Here is a 14,413-nt window from a genome sequence, read left to right as displayed (position 1 = left end):
CCCCCCCCAAAGCGCTTTACGACTCATCAAGAATGCCATAAAGTGATTGATTAGAAATCCACACATCACTTTCAGAAATGGAATGGCCGAGATGGAAATGCGTCAATTACAGATTTTTTGTGCGGTTGCCGAGCATGGCAGCTTTACTGCCGCTGCCCAGAAGGTGCACACCGTGCAATCGAACGTCACCATGCGCATCAAAGAACTGGAGGCCGAACTGGAACAGCCATTGTTCATACGCCAGAAAAGTGGTGTGGTGCTGACTCCGGCTGGCCATACCTTTCTGGCCTACGCCCGCCGTATCTTGCAACTGACCGAAGAAAGCCGTGCCGCCCTGCAAGACACCGGCACTCCCAGCGGTCTGCTGCGTCTGGGCTCCATGGAGACCACGGCCGCCATCCGTCTGCCCCAGGTTTTGACCCAATACCGCGAACGCTATCCCCAGGTTCAGTTGTCCTTGCAAACCGGCACCACGGCCGAGCTGATCAAGGCCATTGAGACCCACCAGCTCGATGGTGCGTTTGTCGGTGGCTTTCATCAAAACGCCGCCCTGACTCAAGAAGAAGTGTTTGAAGAAGAACTGGTGCTGGTCAGCAGCAAGGCGGTGGAATCCCTGCCTGCCCTGATTGAAAAAATTCCCCAACAAACCGTACTGGTCTTTAGAACCGGCTGCTTTTACCGCTCTACGCTGGAACACTGGTTTTATCAGGCTGGGCTGGTGCCCAACCAGATCATGGAAATGGGCACACTGGACGGCATTCTGTCCTGCGTAGCCTCGGGCATGGGCATTACCCTGCTGCCCAAAGCGGTCGCCCAGAACAGCAGCTTGCGCCTGCCCGTGCAGTGCCACGAACTGCCGCCTGACCTTGCGCGGGTAAAAACCGTGTTTATCCGTCGTGCTGATGCCAATCCTGGCTCGGCCCTGCGCAGCTTTGTGGCCCTGGCTCAAGCGCAGTTCGCCCAATTACCCAAACTGGATCAAGGCGAAACCGCACTGTTGAGTTGACCGGTCAGCCTGTGGGTCTGTCCAGCCGCTCCGCACAGGCTATGCCGCAGTAAAGCGTCAGGACAAGCCCAAAACCAGCTCCTCGACCCGCTCTGCCGCAGGCACAATGCTGTGGATCTTGCCCACGCCCTGACCGGCATACAAAGACAGTTTCCTGGCCATTCTGTCCTTATCAATTGCCCGCGCCCCACCCCCGACCAGACGCAGCACATTCCACTTGTCACGGTTGGGAATCACGCGATGCGGCGTGCCATAGGTCCAGCCAAACGAATAGCCGGTGCGATATTCCGTATCATCCGTGCTGGCTTCCAGAATCTTTTGCTTGTAGAGCGGATGCGCGTTGGACTCCTCGCTGGCCAGAAAGGCCGTGCCCACCAATACGCCGGAAGCCCCCAGGCTCATGGCCGCCCTGACATCCTGGCGGGTCGTAATCCCGCCTGCCGCCAGTACGGGACGACCTTGCGCACAGTCCAGAATCGCGGGTAGTAAAGACATCAGGCCAATGGTGCCGCGATTCAGATGGCCACCACCCTCACTGCCTTGGGCCACGATAATGTCGGCCCCATGCGCAATCGCTTTACGAGCCAGAGCCACCGTGCCGGTTTGCACCATCACAATCATGCCGGCGTCTTTGGCGCGGGGAATCATGTCGGCGGAATAGTCCTCGGCATAGAACAGCGACAGGATGCGAGGCCGCTCCTGCAAGATCACTTGAAACTGGGCCTCGAACACCTCCGGGCCACCAAACTGCGGCACCACATTCACCCCGAAAGGCTGGTCCGTCAGTGCCCTGGTTTCCCGCAGCCACTTACGCAGCATCAAGGGAGCCAGACGCAAGCCACCCAGCACACCCATCCCACCCGCGTTCGCTACCGCCGCCACCAATTGCGGCCCGGAAATCGCAGCCATGCCCGCCAGAAAAATCGGGTACTGCACTCCGCACATATCCGTAATGACATTGCCCGCAAAGTCTCGATTTGCTCCGCTCATGATTTACAACTCCACCTGTTTGCCCAAGATGCGACGCAAGGCCAGATTCTTCAGTACAAAATGATTCTTGAATGCCCCGAAAAGGTGCAAGGCCAGCCCTGCCAAAAAGGCTGTGGCGCCAATATTGAACAGCACATCAACCACGGCTTTGACCTGCTCATTCGGGCTGATCACGGTCGGTAACGCCAGGCCACCGGGCAACTCCACCGCCACGCCAGCCGCCGCACGGGATAGCCAGACGGCGACGGGCAGCAGCACCATCGCCAAGGCCAGGGCTGTCGCCACGGAGCGGGCCACTATTACTTCCACCGGGTTGGGCGAGCCCACCGGCAAGGGGTGAAAAGAGGTCACCCGCGCCCAGAAGCGGTAGATGGAAATCAGGAACAGCAGCGTCCCCAGCAGATTTTGCAGCTGCACCAATCGCACATCGCCGGGGCTTTGGGCCAGGGCCACCCCCAAGCCCAGAATGGAAAACAGCAAGGCCGCTACAAGCCAGTGCAGCACAATAGTGATGGGCGAGAACCTGAGTCCGTTGTCTCGCAATTGCATGATTAGCTCCTTGAAAAGGTCACCGGGGGGCAAGTCCTCTACAGTGCAATACCGAGAGTGATACGTCGTGAGCCACTTGCACAACAGGTACAAGCGGCCAGTGTCGGCAGTCACCTTGTCGCCTGCAGGCCTGGGCCTGTGTCACAGTGGCCTCAGAGCCTTGGCTGTGCCAAGAACCGTCGTTTAGAAGCCCTGACGATAGGCGCAGCAACAGATCAAGTAAAATGATGAATACTGATTAATAAAATCTTTTTTAGTGATTGATAAACAGAAAGTTCTTCTCAGAACGCCAAGCGACAGGCGTGCAACCTTCATCATCAAGCCATCCAAGGGCAACAAGTAACACCCGCTGATCGTTCGCAAGAAACCGCAGGCTCATCCAGGCCTCGCCTACATGAATCGCTTTTTTATCATTATTAGTGATTCATATAATCATTATTCATCATTTTACTTGATCCAATCAGTCTTCTATCTTCCCTATCGATAGCCCTGCTATCCCGCCCTCAAACCAGGAGACTGAAACCATGACTCGCCCAGCTGTCTATCTTGAACACTGTAAAAAAAGCCACGTCTTGCCCGGCTTTTTAATCGTATGGTGACGGACGCTCAACGCGACATCATCAGGACCGCTGCCCCGCTGCTGGCAAGCGGCGACAAAGCCCTGACCACCTATTTTTATGAATTGATACTGCGCGACTCCCCACCGATGAGCCCCTTGGTCAGCCAGATCGCCAACAATCACCTCGCTCTACAGATCCAGCCCGAGCATGACCCAATGATGAGCACTTGCCAGCTGCAGGCCATACGCGAAGAGCTGATCGCGAGGATGACAGGCAACGAGCTCATAGATGGATGGGTCGCCGCCTATCAACAGTTGTCGAATTTGCTAATCGAAGCCGAACGTCTGATTTACGACGATATGGCTATCAGTTCCAGCGGCCTTGCAGACCGCAGTACCAATCAAGAATGAACCATCATGCCATTACTGAAATTTGATCTGATCCAAGGCCGCAACGACAAAGAGCTGCGCCTGCTGCTGGACACCGCGCATCAAGCCATGGTGCAAGCCTTTGATGTTCCCGCCAGCGACCGCTACCAGTGCGTGACCCAGCACCGTCCCGGCGAGCTGATACTGGAAGACACCGGCCTGGGCTATCCGCGTAGCGACAAGGTGGTACTGCTGCACATCGTGTCCCGCCCCCGCAGCGAGAGTCAGAAAGTCCAGTTCTACCGCTTGCTGGCAGAACGGCTGGAACAGAACTGTGGCGTGTCGCCCAATGACCTGATCATCGCTCTGGTAGAAAACAGCGATGCAGACTGGTCCTTCGGGCGTGGGCGGGCGCAGTTTTTGACGGGGGAGTTATAGGCTAAAGACAGGTATACTCGCCCAGACCGTTTTTACAGAAACGGTCTTTTCACCGAGGGGAGCCTGGCGAGCAGGCTGAGAAACTGCCCGAGCAGATTGCACCGCAGTGACCCGTTGAACCTGATCCGGGTCATGCCGGCGAAGGGACGGGTCTGTACCTGCTCGCCGCTTGCTGCCGGATGGCTATCCTTGACTAGGAGTTGCTATCTTGTCTTCTGACCACTCTCCATCCCCCATCGGCCCGGTTGCCGCCACCCTGGCTGCCGTCATCCATCAAGACCGGATTTTGCTGATACGCCGCGCCAATCGCCCCGATGCAGGACGCTGGGCCTTTCCGGGTGGCAAGATTCGCGCGGGCGAAACCATCATGGCGGCGGCCCATCGGGAACTGACCGAAGAAACCGGCGTACAAGGCCAGGCCATGCAGCTCTTTGATGCGCTGGATGTATTTGACCGCGAACCCAGCGCCAGACCTTTGGCCTATTCGCATTTCATTCTGATTGCCGTGCTGTTTCGCTGGCAGCAAGGTGAGCCGCAAGCAGGCGATGACGCTCTGGACGCGCGCTGGTTCAGCAATGCGGAACTGGACAGTCTGGATGTGGCACACAGCTTTGATGTAGTACGAGTTGCCCGTCGGGCACTGGCATTGGCTACCACTCAAGATCAAGCAGGCCAAGCATGATTCCCAATGTCTTGAGTATTGCGGGCACGGACCCGACCAGCGGTGCCGGTATTCAGGCTGATCTGAAAGCCATGTATGCCTTGGGCGCTTATGGCATGAGCGTGATTACCGCCGTGGTCGCGCAAAACACCCAGGGTGTGCGGTGTTTTGTGGCGCTGGAGCCGGACTTTGTGGCGGACCAGTTGGATGCGGTGTTTGAGGATGTGCGCGTGGATGCCATCAAGATCGGCATGATCGCCAATGCAGGGATTGCGGAAGCAATTGCAGACCGCCTGCACCATCACGGTCTGGACTGCCCGATTGTGCTGGACCCGGTCATGGTCGCTAAAAGCGGGGATCGTTTGCTCAGCCCCGAAGCCGTGTTCGTCGTGCGCGACAGGCTGCTGCCCATGTGTACCCTGCTTACCCCCAACTTGCCCGAAGCGGGCGATCTGCTGCACAAACCGGAACCCGCCTCACTGCAAGAGATGCACAGCACCTTAAGCGAACTGTGCTTGCTGGGCCCTGAGTGGGCGCTACTCAAGGGCGGTCATCTGGATGGCCCGGACAGTGTGGATTTGCTGCAAGGTCAGGGGCAAAACCATGTTTTTCAGTCGCCTCGCATCCCGACACGCAACACGCATGGCACGGGCTGTTCACTGTCCTCCGCCATTGCTGCCCTGCTACCGGGCCGCAGCGTGCCGGCTGCGGTAGGCTTGGCCAAGGAATATTTGAATGGCGCTTTGGCTGCTGCCAACCAATTGCAGATCGGCTTGGGGCAAGGTCCAGTCCATCACTTCCATGCTTTGTGGTCACCAGCAGAGCGTAAGGCGACCTCTCCAATCCAGGATCAGAGTCCACCTTGTATTGTGCCTCATAGCGCCACCCGCATTTTTTAGCCAATGGACAAACATCCCAGACAATTTCCGGCGCATTTCTGGATTTCTAGCCCGACAGCCCTGAGATTTTTATTAGAGTAATGTGCTGACTAATTACTCCTATAATTCAGAGCACATGACGGTGTTAACAGGATGAATCAATATTTATATTTCCTGACATCAAACATTACCGTTTTGTCATGTTCACCTCATAGTCGGGATCAGCCTTTTTGATCAATCCATTTCTGGAATGGATGAGTCTGCCACTTCATAAATCTCCGAGAAGCCAAATGTGGAATTGCTTACTGATTGAAGACGACCGGGAAAATGCCCGGTATTTAGTGAATGGCTTATCCGAGCTGGGCTATTCGGTGGTGACCAGTCATGACGGCGTTTCCGGTTTGGAAAATGCCATGAAAGACGTATGGGATGTGATTATCCTGGATCGCATGCTACCCAATAATGTCGATGGCCTGTCCATTCTTTTTACTTTGCGATCTTTAGGTAAAAAAGTCCCTGTACTGGTATTAAGTGCCTTATCCGGCGTAGACGACAAAGTTGATGGTTTGAAAGCCGGTGGCGATGATTATTTAATCAAGCCCTTTTCCTTTCAGGAATTGGCCGCCCGCTTGCATGCCCTGATACGCCGCAGCAGTGACAATGCAGAAATCAAGAATCTGCAGGTGGATGATCTGGTCATGAATATCCGCAACCAGAAAATCTCCCGTGGCGACGAGGTGCTGGAGCTGCAGCCTCGCGAAATCAAGCTGCTGTCCTACCTGCTGATGAACAGCCACAAGATCGTTACCCGCACCATGCTGCTGGAAGTGGTCTGGGGCTACAACTTCGACCCGCAATCCAATGTGATTGATGTGCTGGTCAGTCGTTTGCGGCGCAAGGTGGACAAGGAAGGCGCCACGCCCCTGATCCATACCGTGCGTGGCCGTGGCTATGTACTTAGCGACAAGGACAGCATCGACGGTTTCAAGCTAAAGCGCTGCGATGATTGATTTCATCAAACGCCTGTGGGAGTCCACCTCCTTCCGGCTGACCTTGAACTACAGCATCCTGGCCATCTTCACCACGCTCTTTTTAATCGGCTTCTTCTACGTTCAGGTGTTTGGAGCCTTGCGCGATGAGCACCTGCGGCAAATCAACGTCGCCGTACAGCGTCTTAGCATTGCCTACGAAGTCGGCGGGCGCGAAGAGATCCTGCGCATGATCGAGCTAACCCTCTCGGACCGGATTGATTCGGGCCAGGAAATCTATCTGCTGCTGGACGAATTCAATCACACCCTGGTGGGCAATATCAGCGAGATCCCCGGCTTGAACAACCTGCCAGAACGACAGGTGGTGGAAGTGCAGATCAAGCATATCGACGCGCTATCCGAAGGCAATGTCCGCGTCACCAAACTGTCCGGCGGCGAAACCCTGGTGGTCGGCCACGAGCTGGGCACCTTGATCGAGCTGCGCGCCATGCTTAGCCGCATCATCGTCACCTCCATGATCCTGGCCTTGATGCTGGTAATTCTGGGCGCCTATGTCTTTAGCAATGAGCTGAAATACCGCGTAGGCCGCATCCGCCTGCTGACGGAACAGGTGGGTGCGGGGGATATTTCCAAGCGCATCACCTCCGAGAGCGAGGACGTCTTTGGTCTGATCCACCACGACATCAACCGCATGCTGGACAAGATCGAGAGCCTGATGCAAGGCGCGCGGCATATCTCCGATACCGTGGCCCACAATATCCGCACCCCGCTCACCCGCATCGTTGGCAAGCTGCGTGAAACCCAGAACTTGCCCGGCGTCCCCCCGCATGTCCGGCAAGCACAGCAAGACGCGATTGAAGAAGTAGAGAACCTGAGCGTGCTGCTGGGCAAGCTGCTACAAATTGCCGAGCTGAATGCCGGTGTGCAAAGACAGAACTTCAAGGCCTGCAATCTGGAAGTGATTGCCGAAGACGTTCTGGACCTGTACAGCTTTTTCGCTGAAGAAAAAGGCGTCACGCTGCAGAAAAAGAAAATCGACAGAGTCATTATTAATGGCGACAGCAATTTATTAGCCAGTGCTTTAGCCAATCTGGTGGATAACGCTGTTAAATACGCCCATTCCCATGCCAGCGTTGAAATTAAAAAACGCTTTGACAATAAAATCTCCATCATTGTGGAAGATGATGGCCCGGGATTACCAGAAAGCGAATATGAAAACGTAGGCAAGTATTTTTATAGATTCAATAATGATAGTGAAGGATTTGGATTGGGATTAACCAGCGTTGCCGCCATTATTGAATTGCACCGGGGCCAGCTGATTTTCTCCAAAGGAGTATCCGGCTTGAAAGTCACCATTGTGCTGCCTTTTCAAGCCTGACCAAGCCATTCAAACATGACCAAAAGGTAATGAAACTGTCACCCTAAGCCCTCTCCTGCTCCGCTAAGCTAGCCTCATTTTTAATCGCTCTTTTTCAGGGTTTATAAAAATCATGCTTGCTTTAGGGGAATGAGGAGATTCATGAGCAGACAAAAATATTATTCAGCCGGCCTGATGGTGGGAGTAGGCGTATTTACCGTCCTGATGGGACAGAAATACTCCTTGGGCACCATGGCCCGCATGGGACCGGGCTACTTCCCGTTTCTGCTGGGCATCGTGATGATTGTGCTGGGCGCTCTGTACCTGTTTGTAGAGACCGCCGCGCACGACGATGAGCAGGAGGAGGACTACGGCCCGCCGCAATGGCGTGGCTGGATGGCGATTGTGGGTGGCATCATCGCCTTCATTATTCTGGGTCGCTACGGCGGACTGGTTCCCGCCACCTTTGCCCTGGTGTTCATCTCTGCCATGGGCGACAAGGAACATTCCTGGCTCACCGCCCTGCTGCTGTCCATTTTCGTGACACTGCTGGGTGTGGTTATTTTCTCCTGGGGGCTGGAGCTGCAATTCCCCCTGTTTACTTGGGGCTAAGCCATGGAAATTCTATCTAACCTGATGCACGGCTTTAGCGTTGCCTTTCAACTGGACAACCTGATGTGGGCCGTGTTTGGCGTGTTCATGGGGAACCTGATCGGGGTGCTGCCCGGCATGGGTGTGCTGGCAGCCATCTCCATCCTGCTGCCCCTGACCTACGCCATGACCCCGACCGCCGCCCTGATTATGTTGGCCGGTATTTACTATGGCTCCCAGTACGGTGGCGGTATTACTTCCATCATGCTGAATCTGCCCGGTACCGCCTCGCACGCGGTGGCGTGTCTGGACGGCAACCCCATGGCCCGCAACGGCAAGGCCGGATCGGCCCTGTTCATGTTGATGTTGTCCTCCTTTTTTGGAGCCACCATTGGCATTCTGGCCATGATTCTGTTCTCGCCCGCGCTGGTCGATATTGCCTTCAAATTCGGCCCGGCTGAATACTTTTCCATGATGATGCTGGGCCTGCTGGCCGGCGCCACACTGGCCAAAGGTTCTGCCATCAAGGGCGTGGCCATGGTCGTCATGGGTTTGATCTTTGGCGTGGTCGGTACGGATGTGAACAGTGGTGTATCGCGCTTTGATTTCAATATTCCGGAACTGCAGGACGGCTTGCAAATTGTGGCGCTGGCCATGGGCCTGTTCGGTATTGCGGACTTCCTCAAGAACATCAACCGGATCAATAGCGGCCACACCAAGGCCATTGGTAAAGTCTCCACCCGTTCCCTGCGTCCGGAAAAAGGCGATATCAAGCAATCCAAAGGCGCTCTGGTGCGCGGTACTGCGATTGGTGCGGCTTTCGGGATTCTGCCCGGCACTGGCCCGACCATTGCGTCTTTCATTGCCTACGCCACGGAAAAGAAAGTTGCCAAGAACCCCGAGCGCTTTGGACGTGGTGCGATTGAGGGCATTGCTTCGCCCGAAGCCGCCACCAGTGCCTCTACCCAGACCAGCTTCATTCCTACCCTGAGCCTGGGCATTCCCGGCGACCCGGTCATGGCCTTGATGCTGGGCGCGCTGATCATTCACGGCATCCAGCCTGGCCCGCAAATGGTGGTCGAGCACGCCGATATGTTCTGGGGCCTGATCGCCAGTTTCTGGGTGGGCAACATCCTGCTGCTGGTGCTGAACCTGCCCTTGATCGGCATGTGGGTTCGCCTGCTGTCCGTGCCCTTCAAGTACCTGTACCCCGCTGCCCTGTTCTTTGTGTGCGTGGGTGTCTATAGCACCAACAACAACCTGTTCGATGTGAATATCGTGCTGCTGTTTGGGGTGCTGGGTTACTTCTTCATGCGCCTGCGCTTTGAGGCGGCCCCCTTGCTGCTGGGCTTTGTCTTGGGACCGATGGTAGAAGAAAACTTCCGCCGCGCCCTGCTGCTCTCGCGTGGTGATCCGATGATCTTCCTGGAGCGCCCGATCAGCATGGTCTTTATCATTGCGTGCATCTTGCTGATGCTGGGACTGAGCTACTCGTTCTGGCGCTCGAACAACCAGAAGAAGCTGGGAGCCCTGGCCAAGGCTTGAAGCACTGGCAACCACTAGCCATGGGGGATCGGCTAAACGCAATGCTTTTACCGCAGCCTCCATAAGAAAAAGCCGGGCTCATTTGCCCGGCTTTTTTGTGCCTGCCCCTATCCAGGACTGCAACACGCCTGTGCACTCTTCCTGGCGGAACCAAACACCAGATGACTTAAGGCCGCCAAAGCAAAGGCAGTTAGCGCACCGTACATCATGACCCAGCCAAAACCGGCAATCAGGGCTGCATGAACCGCCTCGATAGGAACCGTTGCATGAGCACCCTTTAAAGCACAGTGGGATTGGGCACATCCCCATACACGTCTTTGGGATCAAAGGTCTTGGCGGACTCCACAAAGACCAGATCCTGACCCTTGCTATGCTCGACACCAACCGGCACCTGTCTGTAGAAACAGGAGTGATAGCCTACGTGGCAACTGGCCCCGGAACCGGCTACCCGCACACGTAACCACACCGCATCCTGGTCGTCGTCGATACGCATTTCCTCTACCGTCTGCACCAGTCCACTGCTGGCACCTTTATGCCAGAGCATTTGACGCGAGCGACTCCAGTAATGAGCTTCACCGGTCTGTATGGTCTTTTCCAGGGCTTCCCGGTTCATGTAACCCAGCATCAAGACCTCGCCATTGTTAGCGTCTGTCGTGATGCAGGCAATCAGGCCCTGTTCGTCAAATTTGGGGGCCAGTTCGTGGCCCTCCTCCACCTGCTCTACCGAGATTCGGCGGTTTATTTGTACTGCCATATTGTCAGCAGATCTTGTGTCTTGTCCTTTAGCCTTCATGTTTTCTCCTTGTCATCATGGGTTCCGGGCGATATTCACAATCCGGATTCAGGCAGCGTCCGTACACCACATGACTATGTTCCATAACCTGAAAGCCCCGCTCCTGAGCAATCATTTTTTGCTGCTGCTCGATCGTCTGATCATGAAACTCCTGCACACGCCCGCAGTCCGTGCAAATCAGGTGATCATGGTGTTCGCCATCGTCCAGCTCATACAGCGCCCGGCCGGATTCAAAATAAACCTGCTTTAGCAAGCCTGCCTGTTGCAGCTGGGTCAGTACACGGTAGACAGTCGCCAGGCCAATCTCACTGCCTTGCCGGATCAGTTGGCGATACACATCGTCTGCCGTCAAATGACGAATGCCGGGGGCCTGGAATATCTCAAGAATCTGGATACGAGCCGTCGTCACCTTCAGGCCTCGCTCTTTAAGCTCTTTTGAATCCGTCACGACGTACTCCTTGCTGAACGGGCGGTTAAGGGACTTCCAGAAAACGCAGCGGCCTGCCTTGAGCCTGCCCTTCCAGGACTTCATCACGAACAACACAATGGCCGCGCACAATGGTGTGAATCGGCCAGCCCACAACTGGCATGCCGTCGTAGGGAGACCAGCCGCTGACGCTGGCAATCCAGTCATTGCGGACGCGGCGGCGTGCCTTCAAATCCACAATACTGAAATCCGCATCAAAACCCAGGGCTATGCGCCCCTTGCCTTCCAGTCCAAAAACCCGGGCAGGTCCGGCACTGGTCAAATCCACCAGTCGCTGCAAACTCAGGCGGCCTGCGTGTACATGGTTCAACATCACGGGCAGCAAGGTTTGCACGCCAGTCATGCCACTGGGTGAGGCGGGATAGGCTTGAGACTTTTCCTGCAAGGTATGAGGTGCATGATCGCTGCCAATGACATCCACCACGCCCGAACGAATCGCCTGCCACAGCGCGTCTTGATGGACCTGCCCGCGCACCGGGGGATTCATTTGCGCCAGGCTGCCCAGACGCTCATAACAGTCGGGGGCTTGCAGACTGAGATGGTGTGGGGTCACTTCTACCGTTACGCGATCTTTGTGCGCGGCCAGAAACTGCATTTCCTCTGCGGTAGACACATGCAACACGTGCAATCGGCGCTTCACCTCTGCCGCCAGACGAACAATGCGTTGGCTTGCCTTCAAGGCACTTTCCACATCACGCCAAACCGGGTGTTGGCGCACGTCGCCACTATCCAGGGCGATATATTTGCGTTCACGCAGTCTGGTCTCATCCTCGGCGTGTACTGCCAGCCGTCTGCGACCATGACGCAAGATGCGACGCAGCACGTCGTCCTCATCCGCTAATAGGTCTCCAAAGGAGCTGCCCATAAAGACCTTGATGCCTGCGCAACCTGGGAGCTGTTCCAGTTCCTGCAAGGAATCGGCATTCAAGGCAGAACCACCGATATAAAAGGCGTGATCACACCAGCTTCGGCCTTGAGCAGCATCCAGCTTGGCTTGCAAATCGGCAGCACCCAAGGTCAAGGGATAGGTGTTGGGCATTTCAAAAACCGCCGTCACGCCGCCCAGGACTGCGCCCCGTGTACCCGCTTCCAGATTCTCTTTGTGCTCCAGCCCCGGCTCTCGGAAATGCACCTGACTGTCTATCACCCCCGGCAAAACATGCAAGCCATTAAGGTCCAGCACACAGTCTGCACTCCAACCGGGCAACAAATCACCAAGAGCCGTAATCCGGCCTTGCGCACAGGCGATGTCGATACGCTCGGCCCCATTAGGAGTCATTACCGTAGCGCCACAGAGCAGCAAATCGGCATGGCGCAAATTATGCTGCCTGGCGGTTTCTGCCGTCCGGGAGGTAGAGGCCTTCGGGATTTCTGGCGTCATGGTTTTACCTTTTCGGCTTCTACATCCAGAGCGTCTTGTGCCGTCAAACGAATCCGCTCCATCATGTGAAACAGGCCATTAGCGCGATTCGGTGACAAGTGCTGCTCCAGTTCAATTGCCCGTAAAAAGTCAGGGGGATGAGACAGGATTTCTTGCGGTAAACGCCCCGAGTACACCTGCATCAATAAAGCCAACAAGCCGGTGACGATGGCGGAATCACTACGGGCCTGAAAAAACAACTTGTGATCACGCAATTCAGACACCATCCAGACCTGTGCCTGACAGCCATGCAAACGGTTCGTCTCGGTACGCCATTCGTCCGGGAAGTCCGGCAAGGAGCGCCCCAGATCAATCAAATATTCGTAGCGGGCCATCCAGTTCCCCAGGAACTGGAAACTCTCCACAATGGCTTGCTGGGCTTGAACTATGGACTCTTCTGGTGCTGCATCCTTACCCACGGTCTTCTCCTGCTTGCTTGAGCGATTGCCTACCCCGATCATCAAGAGCTGGAACAGGGTCATGCCCGCCCGGATGCCAAGGGTGACAACGGACAAGGCGCCGTGCAGCCAGCCAAGTTCCTTTGAGGGGGCCATGCACCTGCAAAGCCTGAATCGCATACTGGGAGCAAGTTGGATAAAAGCGGCAACGTGGCCCCAGCAATGGGCTAATAAAAAGCTGATAGCCGCGAACAAGCAGGACCAGAACAGAGACAAGAACGGTTTTCATCGCAGCTCCCAAGCATGGGAGCAACATACCCGCTCAAATGGACATATCGCGAGCTTGCTTGGCTGCGCCAATAGCAAGAAAGTTTGACCCATGGAGTGGGTCTGGCACGAGACAGCAAGGACTAGAACACTCATGGCGCTACGCCCCCGCTCAGCCGCAAAAAAGGCATCCCTTCCGATGAAGGAGTTTTGAACGCCACTGCATCATGGGGATGCAGACTCTCCAGATGTCGGACCTGAACACCAGGATTCTGATAGCCCCCCAAGGCCGCTTCTATACGACGCGCCGCGTCTTCCACAAACATCAGGTTCTGACCATTCAAGGCGGCAAAGGCTTGCTCGTCTGCTCGTTTAACGGCGGTTTGCAAGGGTGTTGCCAATGACTCTTCAATGCGATCAATCAGCGTCAAAAACCCAAAATCCTCACTGTCTTCCGATACTTGGATGTGAACCAGAGCCTGACTACGCTGACTATGTGGAGTGGCCAGACTGGCGTGCTTGTGCAACCAGGCAGCTACCTCATCTGCATGCAAGACAGGCTGCTTTCCAAAGGCCTGCATAAAGCCCTGTTCAATCAACTGCCGAGCCAGCGCAGCCGAACAAGGACAGGTCGATGAATAAGCTATCTGAACCTGCACCTTGCATATAAAGATACCGTCCAAAAGTCTGGCCTCCAGCGCGACGGGATAGGATTTCCAGCCGGCCAGACCCTGCGTGACCAAGGCAGGCCGTCGCACCAATAAATCAAAGCGAAAACACAGTCGTGCACTGCGCGTTCCACAGTCCTGCTGGCTATCCACCATGCCTTGCAAAAGACGCCGCAGCCCTAACGGTGACAAGGACTGTTCTGGCGGCAAGTCATTCAGCAAGCGGTACAGCCTGGACATATGTATCCCTTTTACATGTGCCAAGGGCAAATCAACCTGAGCATCCACCCGCGCATGGAGCTGCTGCTTATAGCCTCGTTCAAGCACGGTAATGGGCAGGTCGACTCCCTCCATACCCACCCAGGAAAGCGGAGTCAGGCCATGGGAGGAATCATTCAAAGCCGGGTCGGGAAGTACAACAGTCATACTCAACATCCAATCAAAAGGC

At 55.6% G+C, this 14,413-nt stretch carries 17 protein-coding genes and 1 riboswitch; of the genes, 9 read left to right on the top strand and 8 right to left on the bottom strand.

The features are described 5' to 3' along the window. Positions 1 to 97 precede the first annotated feature (97 nt). Entirely contained in the window at positions 98 to 1,006 is a 909-nt protein-coding gene (locus NBV64_RS08570) for a LysR family transcriptional regulator (RefSeq protein ID WP_250757096.1), read from the top strand. A gap of 57 nt (positions 1,007 to 1,063) precedes the next feature. On the opposite strand, the gene NBV64_RS08565 is transcribed toward NBV64_RS08570, so the two are convergent. Further along, a complete protein-coding gene (locus tag NBV64_RS08565) occupies positions 1,064 to 1,996 on the bottom strand; it encodes an NAD(P)H-dependent flavin oxidoreductase (protein ID WP_250757095.1) in 933 nt (310 codons plus the stop codon). Between the two features lie 3 nt (positions 1,997 to 1,999). Continuing rightward, positions 2,000 to 2,545 (bottom strand): cytochrome b, encoded by a 546-nt coding sequence (locus tag NBV64_RS08560; protein WP_009454631.1) that lies wholly within the window; start codon positions 2,543 to 2,545, stop codon positions 2,000 to 2,002. A 592-nt stretch (positions 2,546 to 3,137) separates the two neighbouring features. On the opposite strand from NBV64_RS08560, the gene NBV64_RS08555 reads away from it, so the two are divergent. The 8 genes from NBV64_RS08555 (at position 3,138) to NBV64_RS08520 (ending at position 9,932) form a co-directional block, all read left to right on the top strand. Continuing rightward, positions 3,138 to 3,515: a globin family protein gene (locus NBV64_RS08555; protein WP_250757094.1), complete on the top strand. Its 378-nt coding sequence runs from the start codon at positions 3,138 to 3,140 to the stop codon at positions 3,513 to 3,515. A 6-nt stretch (positions 3,516 to 3,521) separates the two neighbouring features. Next, the gene (locus NBV64_RS08550; protein WP_009454633.1) at positions 3,522 to 3,911 is read left to right on the top strand and encodes a tautomerase family protein; all 390 of its coding nucleotides are present in this window, start codon (positions 3,522 to 3,524) and stop codon (positions 3,909 to 3,911) included. Between the two features lie 45 nt (positions 3,912 to 3,956). Next, positions 3,957 to 4,075: riboswitch (TPP riboswitch) on the top strand. 44 nt (positions 4,076 to 4,119) lie between these two features. Further along, a complete protein-coding gene (locus tag NBV64_RS08545) occupies positions 4,120 to 4,593 on the top strand; it encodes an NUDIX hydrolase (RefSeq protein WP_009454635.1) in 474 nt (157 codons plus the stop codon). Beyond that, positions 4,590 to 5,471, top strand: coding sequence for a bifunctional hydroxymethylpyrimidine kinase/phosphomethylpyrimidine kinase (thiD, locus tag NBV64_RS08540; RefSeq protein ID WP_250757093.1), 882 nt, complete (start codon positions 4,590 to 4,592; stop codon positions 5,469 to 5,471). The genes NBV64_RS08545 and thiD overlap by 4 nt, the downstream gene beginning before the upstream one ends. Positions 5,472 to 5,740: 269 nt before the next feature. Beyond that, complete coding sequence (locus tag NBV64_RS08535; RefSeq protein ID WP_035268013.1) at positions 5,741 to 6,460, top strand: response regulator transcription factor; 720 nt, start codon at positions 5,741 to 5,743, stop codon at positions 6,458 to 6,460. Beyond that, entirely contained in the window at positions 6,453 to 7,817 is a 1,365-nt protein-coding gene (locus tag NBV64_RS08530) for a sensor histidine kinase (RefSeq protein ID WP_250757092.1), read from the top strand. Before NBV64_RS08535 ends, NBV64_RS08530 begins: the two co-directional genes overlap by 8 nt. A gap of 141 nt (positions 7,818 to 7,958) precedes the next feature. Next, positions 7,959 to 8,408, top strand: a complete 450-nt coding sequence (locus NBV64_RS08525; protein WP_026482781.1) for a tripartite tricarboxylate transporter TctB family protein — start codon at positions 7,959 to 7,961, stop codon at positions 8,406 to 8,408. Positions 8,409 to 8,411: 3 nt separating this feature from the next. Next, positions 8,412 to 9,932 (top strand): tripartite tricarboxylate transporter permease, encoded by a 1,521-nt coding sequence (locus NBV64_RS08520; protein WP_250757091.1) that lies wholly within the window; start codon positions 8,412 to 8,414, stop codon positions 9,930 to 9,932. A gap of 277 nt (positions 9,933 to 10,209) precedes the next feature. Here the strand turns inward: NBV64_RS08520 and hisI are convergent, their stop codons facing one another. The 6 genes from hisI to folE2 form a co-directional block, all read right to left on the bottom strand. Further along, positions 10,210 to 10,686, bottom strand: a complete 477-nt coding sequence (gene hisI, locus NBV64_RS08515) for a phosphoribosyl-AMP cyclohydrolase (RefSeq protein WP_250757090.1) — start codon at positions 10,684 to 10,686, stop codon at positions 10,210 to 10,212. Positions 10,687 to 10,714: 28 nt separating this feature from the next. Next, positions 10,715 to 11,173 (bottom strand): ferric iron uptake transcriptional regulator, encoded by a 459-nt coding sequence (gene fur / locus NBV64_RS08510; RefSeq protein WP_115635190.1) that lies wholly within the window; start codon positions 11,171 to 11,173, stop codon positions 10,715 to 10,717. A 25-nt stretch (positions 11,174 to 11,198) separates the two neighbouring features. After that, a complete protein-coding gene (locus NBV64_RS08505; protein WP_250757089.1) occupies positions 11,199 to 12,593 on the bottom strand; it encodes a dihydroorotase in 1,395 nt (464 codons plus the stop codon). Beyond that, complete coding sequence (locus NBV64_RS08500) at positions 12,590 to 13,147, bottom strand: SufE family protein (RefSeq protein WP_250757088.1); 558 nt, start codon at positions 13,145 to 13,147, stop codon at positions 12,590 to 12,592. Before NBV64_RS08500 ends, NBV64_RS08505 begins: the two co-directional genes overlap by 4 nt. Beyond that, the gene (yidD, locus tag NBV64_RS08495) at positions 13,044 to 13,319 is read right to left on the bottom strand and encodes a membrane protein insertion efficiency factor YidD (RefSeq protein WP_137430932.1); all 276 of its coding nucleotides are present in this window, start codon (positions 13,317 to 13,319) and stop codon (positions 13,044 to 13,046) included. The genes NBV64_RS08500 and yidD overlap by 104 nt, the downstream gene beginning before the upstream one ends. A gap of 130 nt (positions 13,320 to 13,449) precedes the next feature. Continuing rightward, a complete protein-coding gene (gene folE2 / locus NBV64_RS08490) occupies positions 13,450 to 14,391 on the bottom strand; it encodes a GTP cyclohydrolase FolE2 (protein WP_250757087.1) in 942 nt (313 codons plus the stop codon). Between the last annotated feature and the right edge of the window lie 22 nt (positions 14,392 to 14,413).

The organism is Alcaligenes sp. DN25 (assembly GCF_023674485.1).
In the GTDB taxonomy this organism is placed as follows: domain Bacteria; phylum Pseudomonadota; class Gammaproteobacteria; order Burkholderiales; family Burkholderiaceae_B; genus Alcaligenes; species Alcaligenes phenolicus.
Note: the sequence above shows the minus strand (reverse complement) of the source record. Positions and strands in the feature narration are given on the sequence as shown.

Coding starts and splice junctions, on each gene's coding strand:
- NBV64_RS08570 (WP_250757096.1), top strand. CDS start 98: ATGCGTCAATTACAGATTTTTTGTGCGGTTGCCGAGCATGGCAGCTTT.
- NBV64_RS08565 (WP_250757095.1), bottom strand. CDS start 1,996: ATGAGCGGAGCAAATCGAGACTTTGCGGGCAATGTCATTACGGATATG.
- NBV64_RS08560 (WP_009454631.1), bottom strand. CDS start 2,545: ATGCAATTGCGAGACAACGGACTCAGGTTCTCGCCCATCACTATTGTG.
- NBV64_RS08555 (WP_250757094.1), top strand. CDS start 3,138: ATGGTGACGGACGCTCAACGCGACATCATCAGGACCGCTGCCCCGCTG.
- NBV64_RS08550 (WP_009454633.1), top strand. CDS start 3,522: ATGCCATTACTGAAATTTGATCTGATCCAAGGCCGCAACGACAAAGAG.
- thiD (WP_250757093.1), top strand. CDS start 4,590: ATGATTCCCAATGTCTTGAGTATTGCGGGCACGGACCCGACCAGCGGT.
- NBV64_RS08535 (WP_035268013.1), top strand. CDS start 5,741: ATGTGGAATTGCTTACTGATTGAAGACGACCGGGAAAATGCCCGGTAT.
- NBV64_RS08530 (WP_250757092.1), top strand. CDS start 6,453: ATGATTGATTTCATCAAACGCCTGTGGGAGTCCACCTCCTTCCGGCTG.
- NBV64_RS08525 (WP_026482781.1), top strand. CDS start 7,959: ATGAGCAGACAAAAATATTATTCAGCCGGCCTGATGGTGGGAGTAGGC.
- NBV64_RS08520 (WP_250757091.1), top strand. CDS start 8,412: ATGGAAATTCTATCTAACCTGATGCACGGCTTTAGCGTTGCCTTTCAA.
- hisI (WP_250757090.1), bottom strand. CDS start 10,686: ATGGCAGTACAAATAAACCGCCGAATCTCGGTAGAGCAGGTGGAGGAG.
- NBV64_RS08505 (WP_250757089.1), bottom strand. CDS start 12,593: ATGACGCCAGAAATCCCGAAGGCCTCTACCTCCCGGACGGCAGAAACC.
- yidD (WP_137430932.1), bottom strand. CDS start 13,319: ATGAAAACCGTTCTTGTCTCTGTTCTGGTCCTGCTTGTTCGCGGCTAT.
- folE2 (WP_250757087.1), bottom strand. CDS start 14,391: ATGACTGTTGTACTTCCCGACCCGGCTTTGAATGATTCCTCCCATGGC.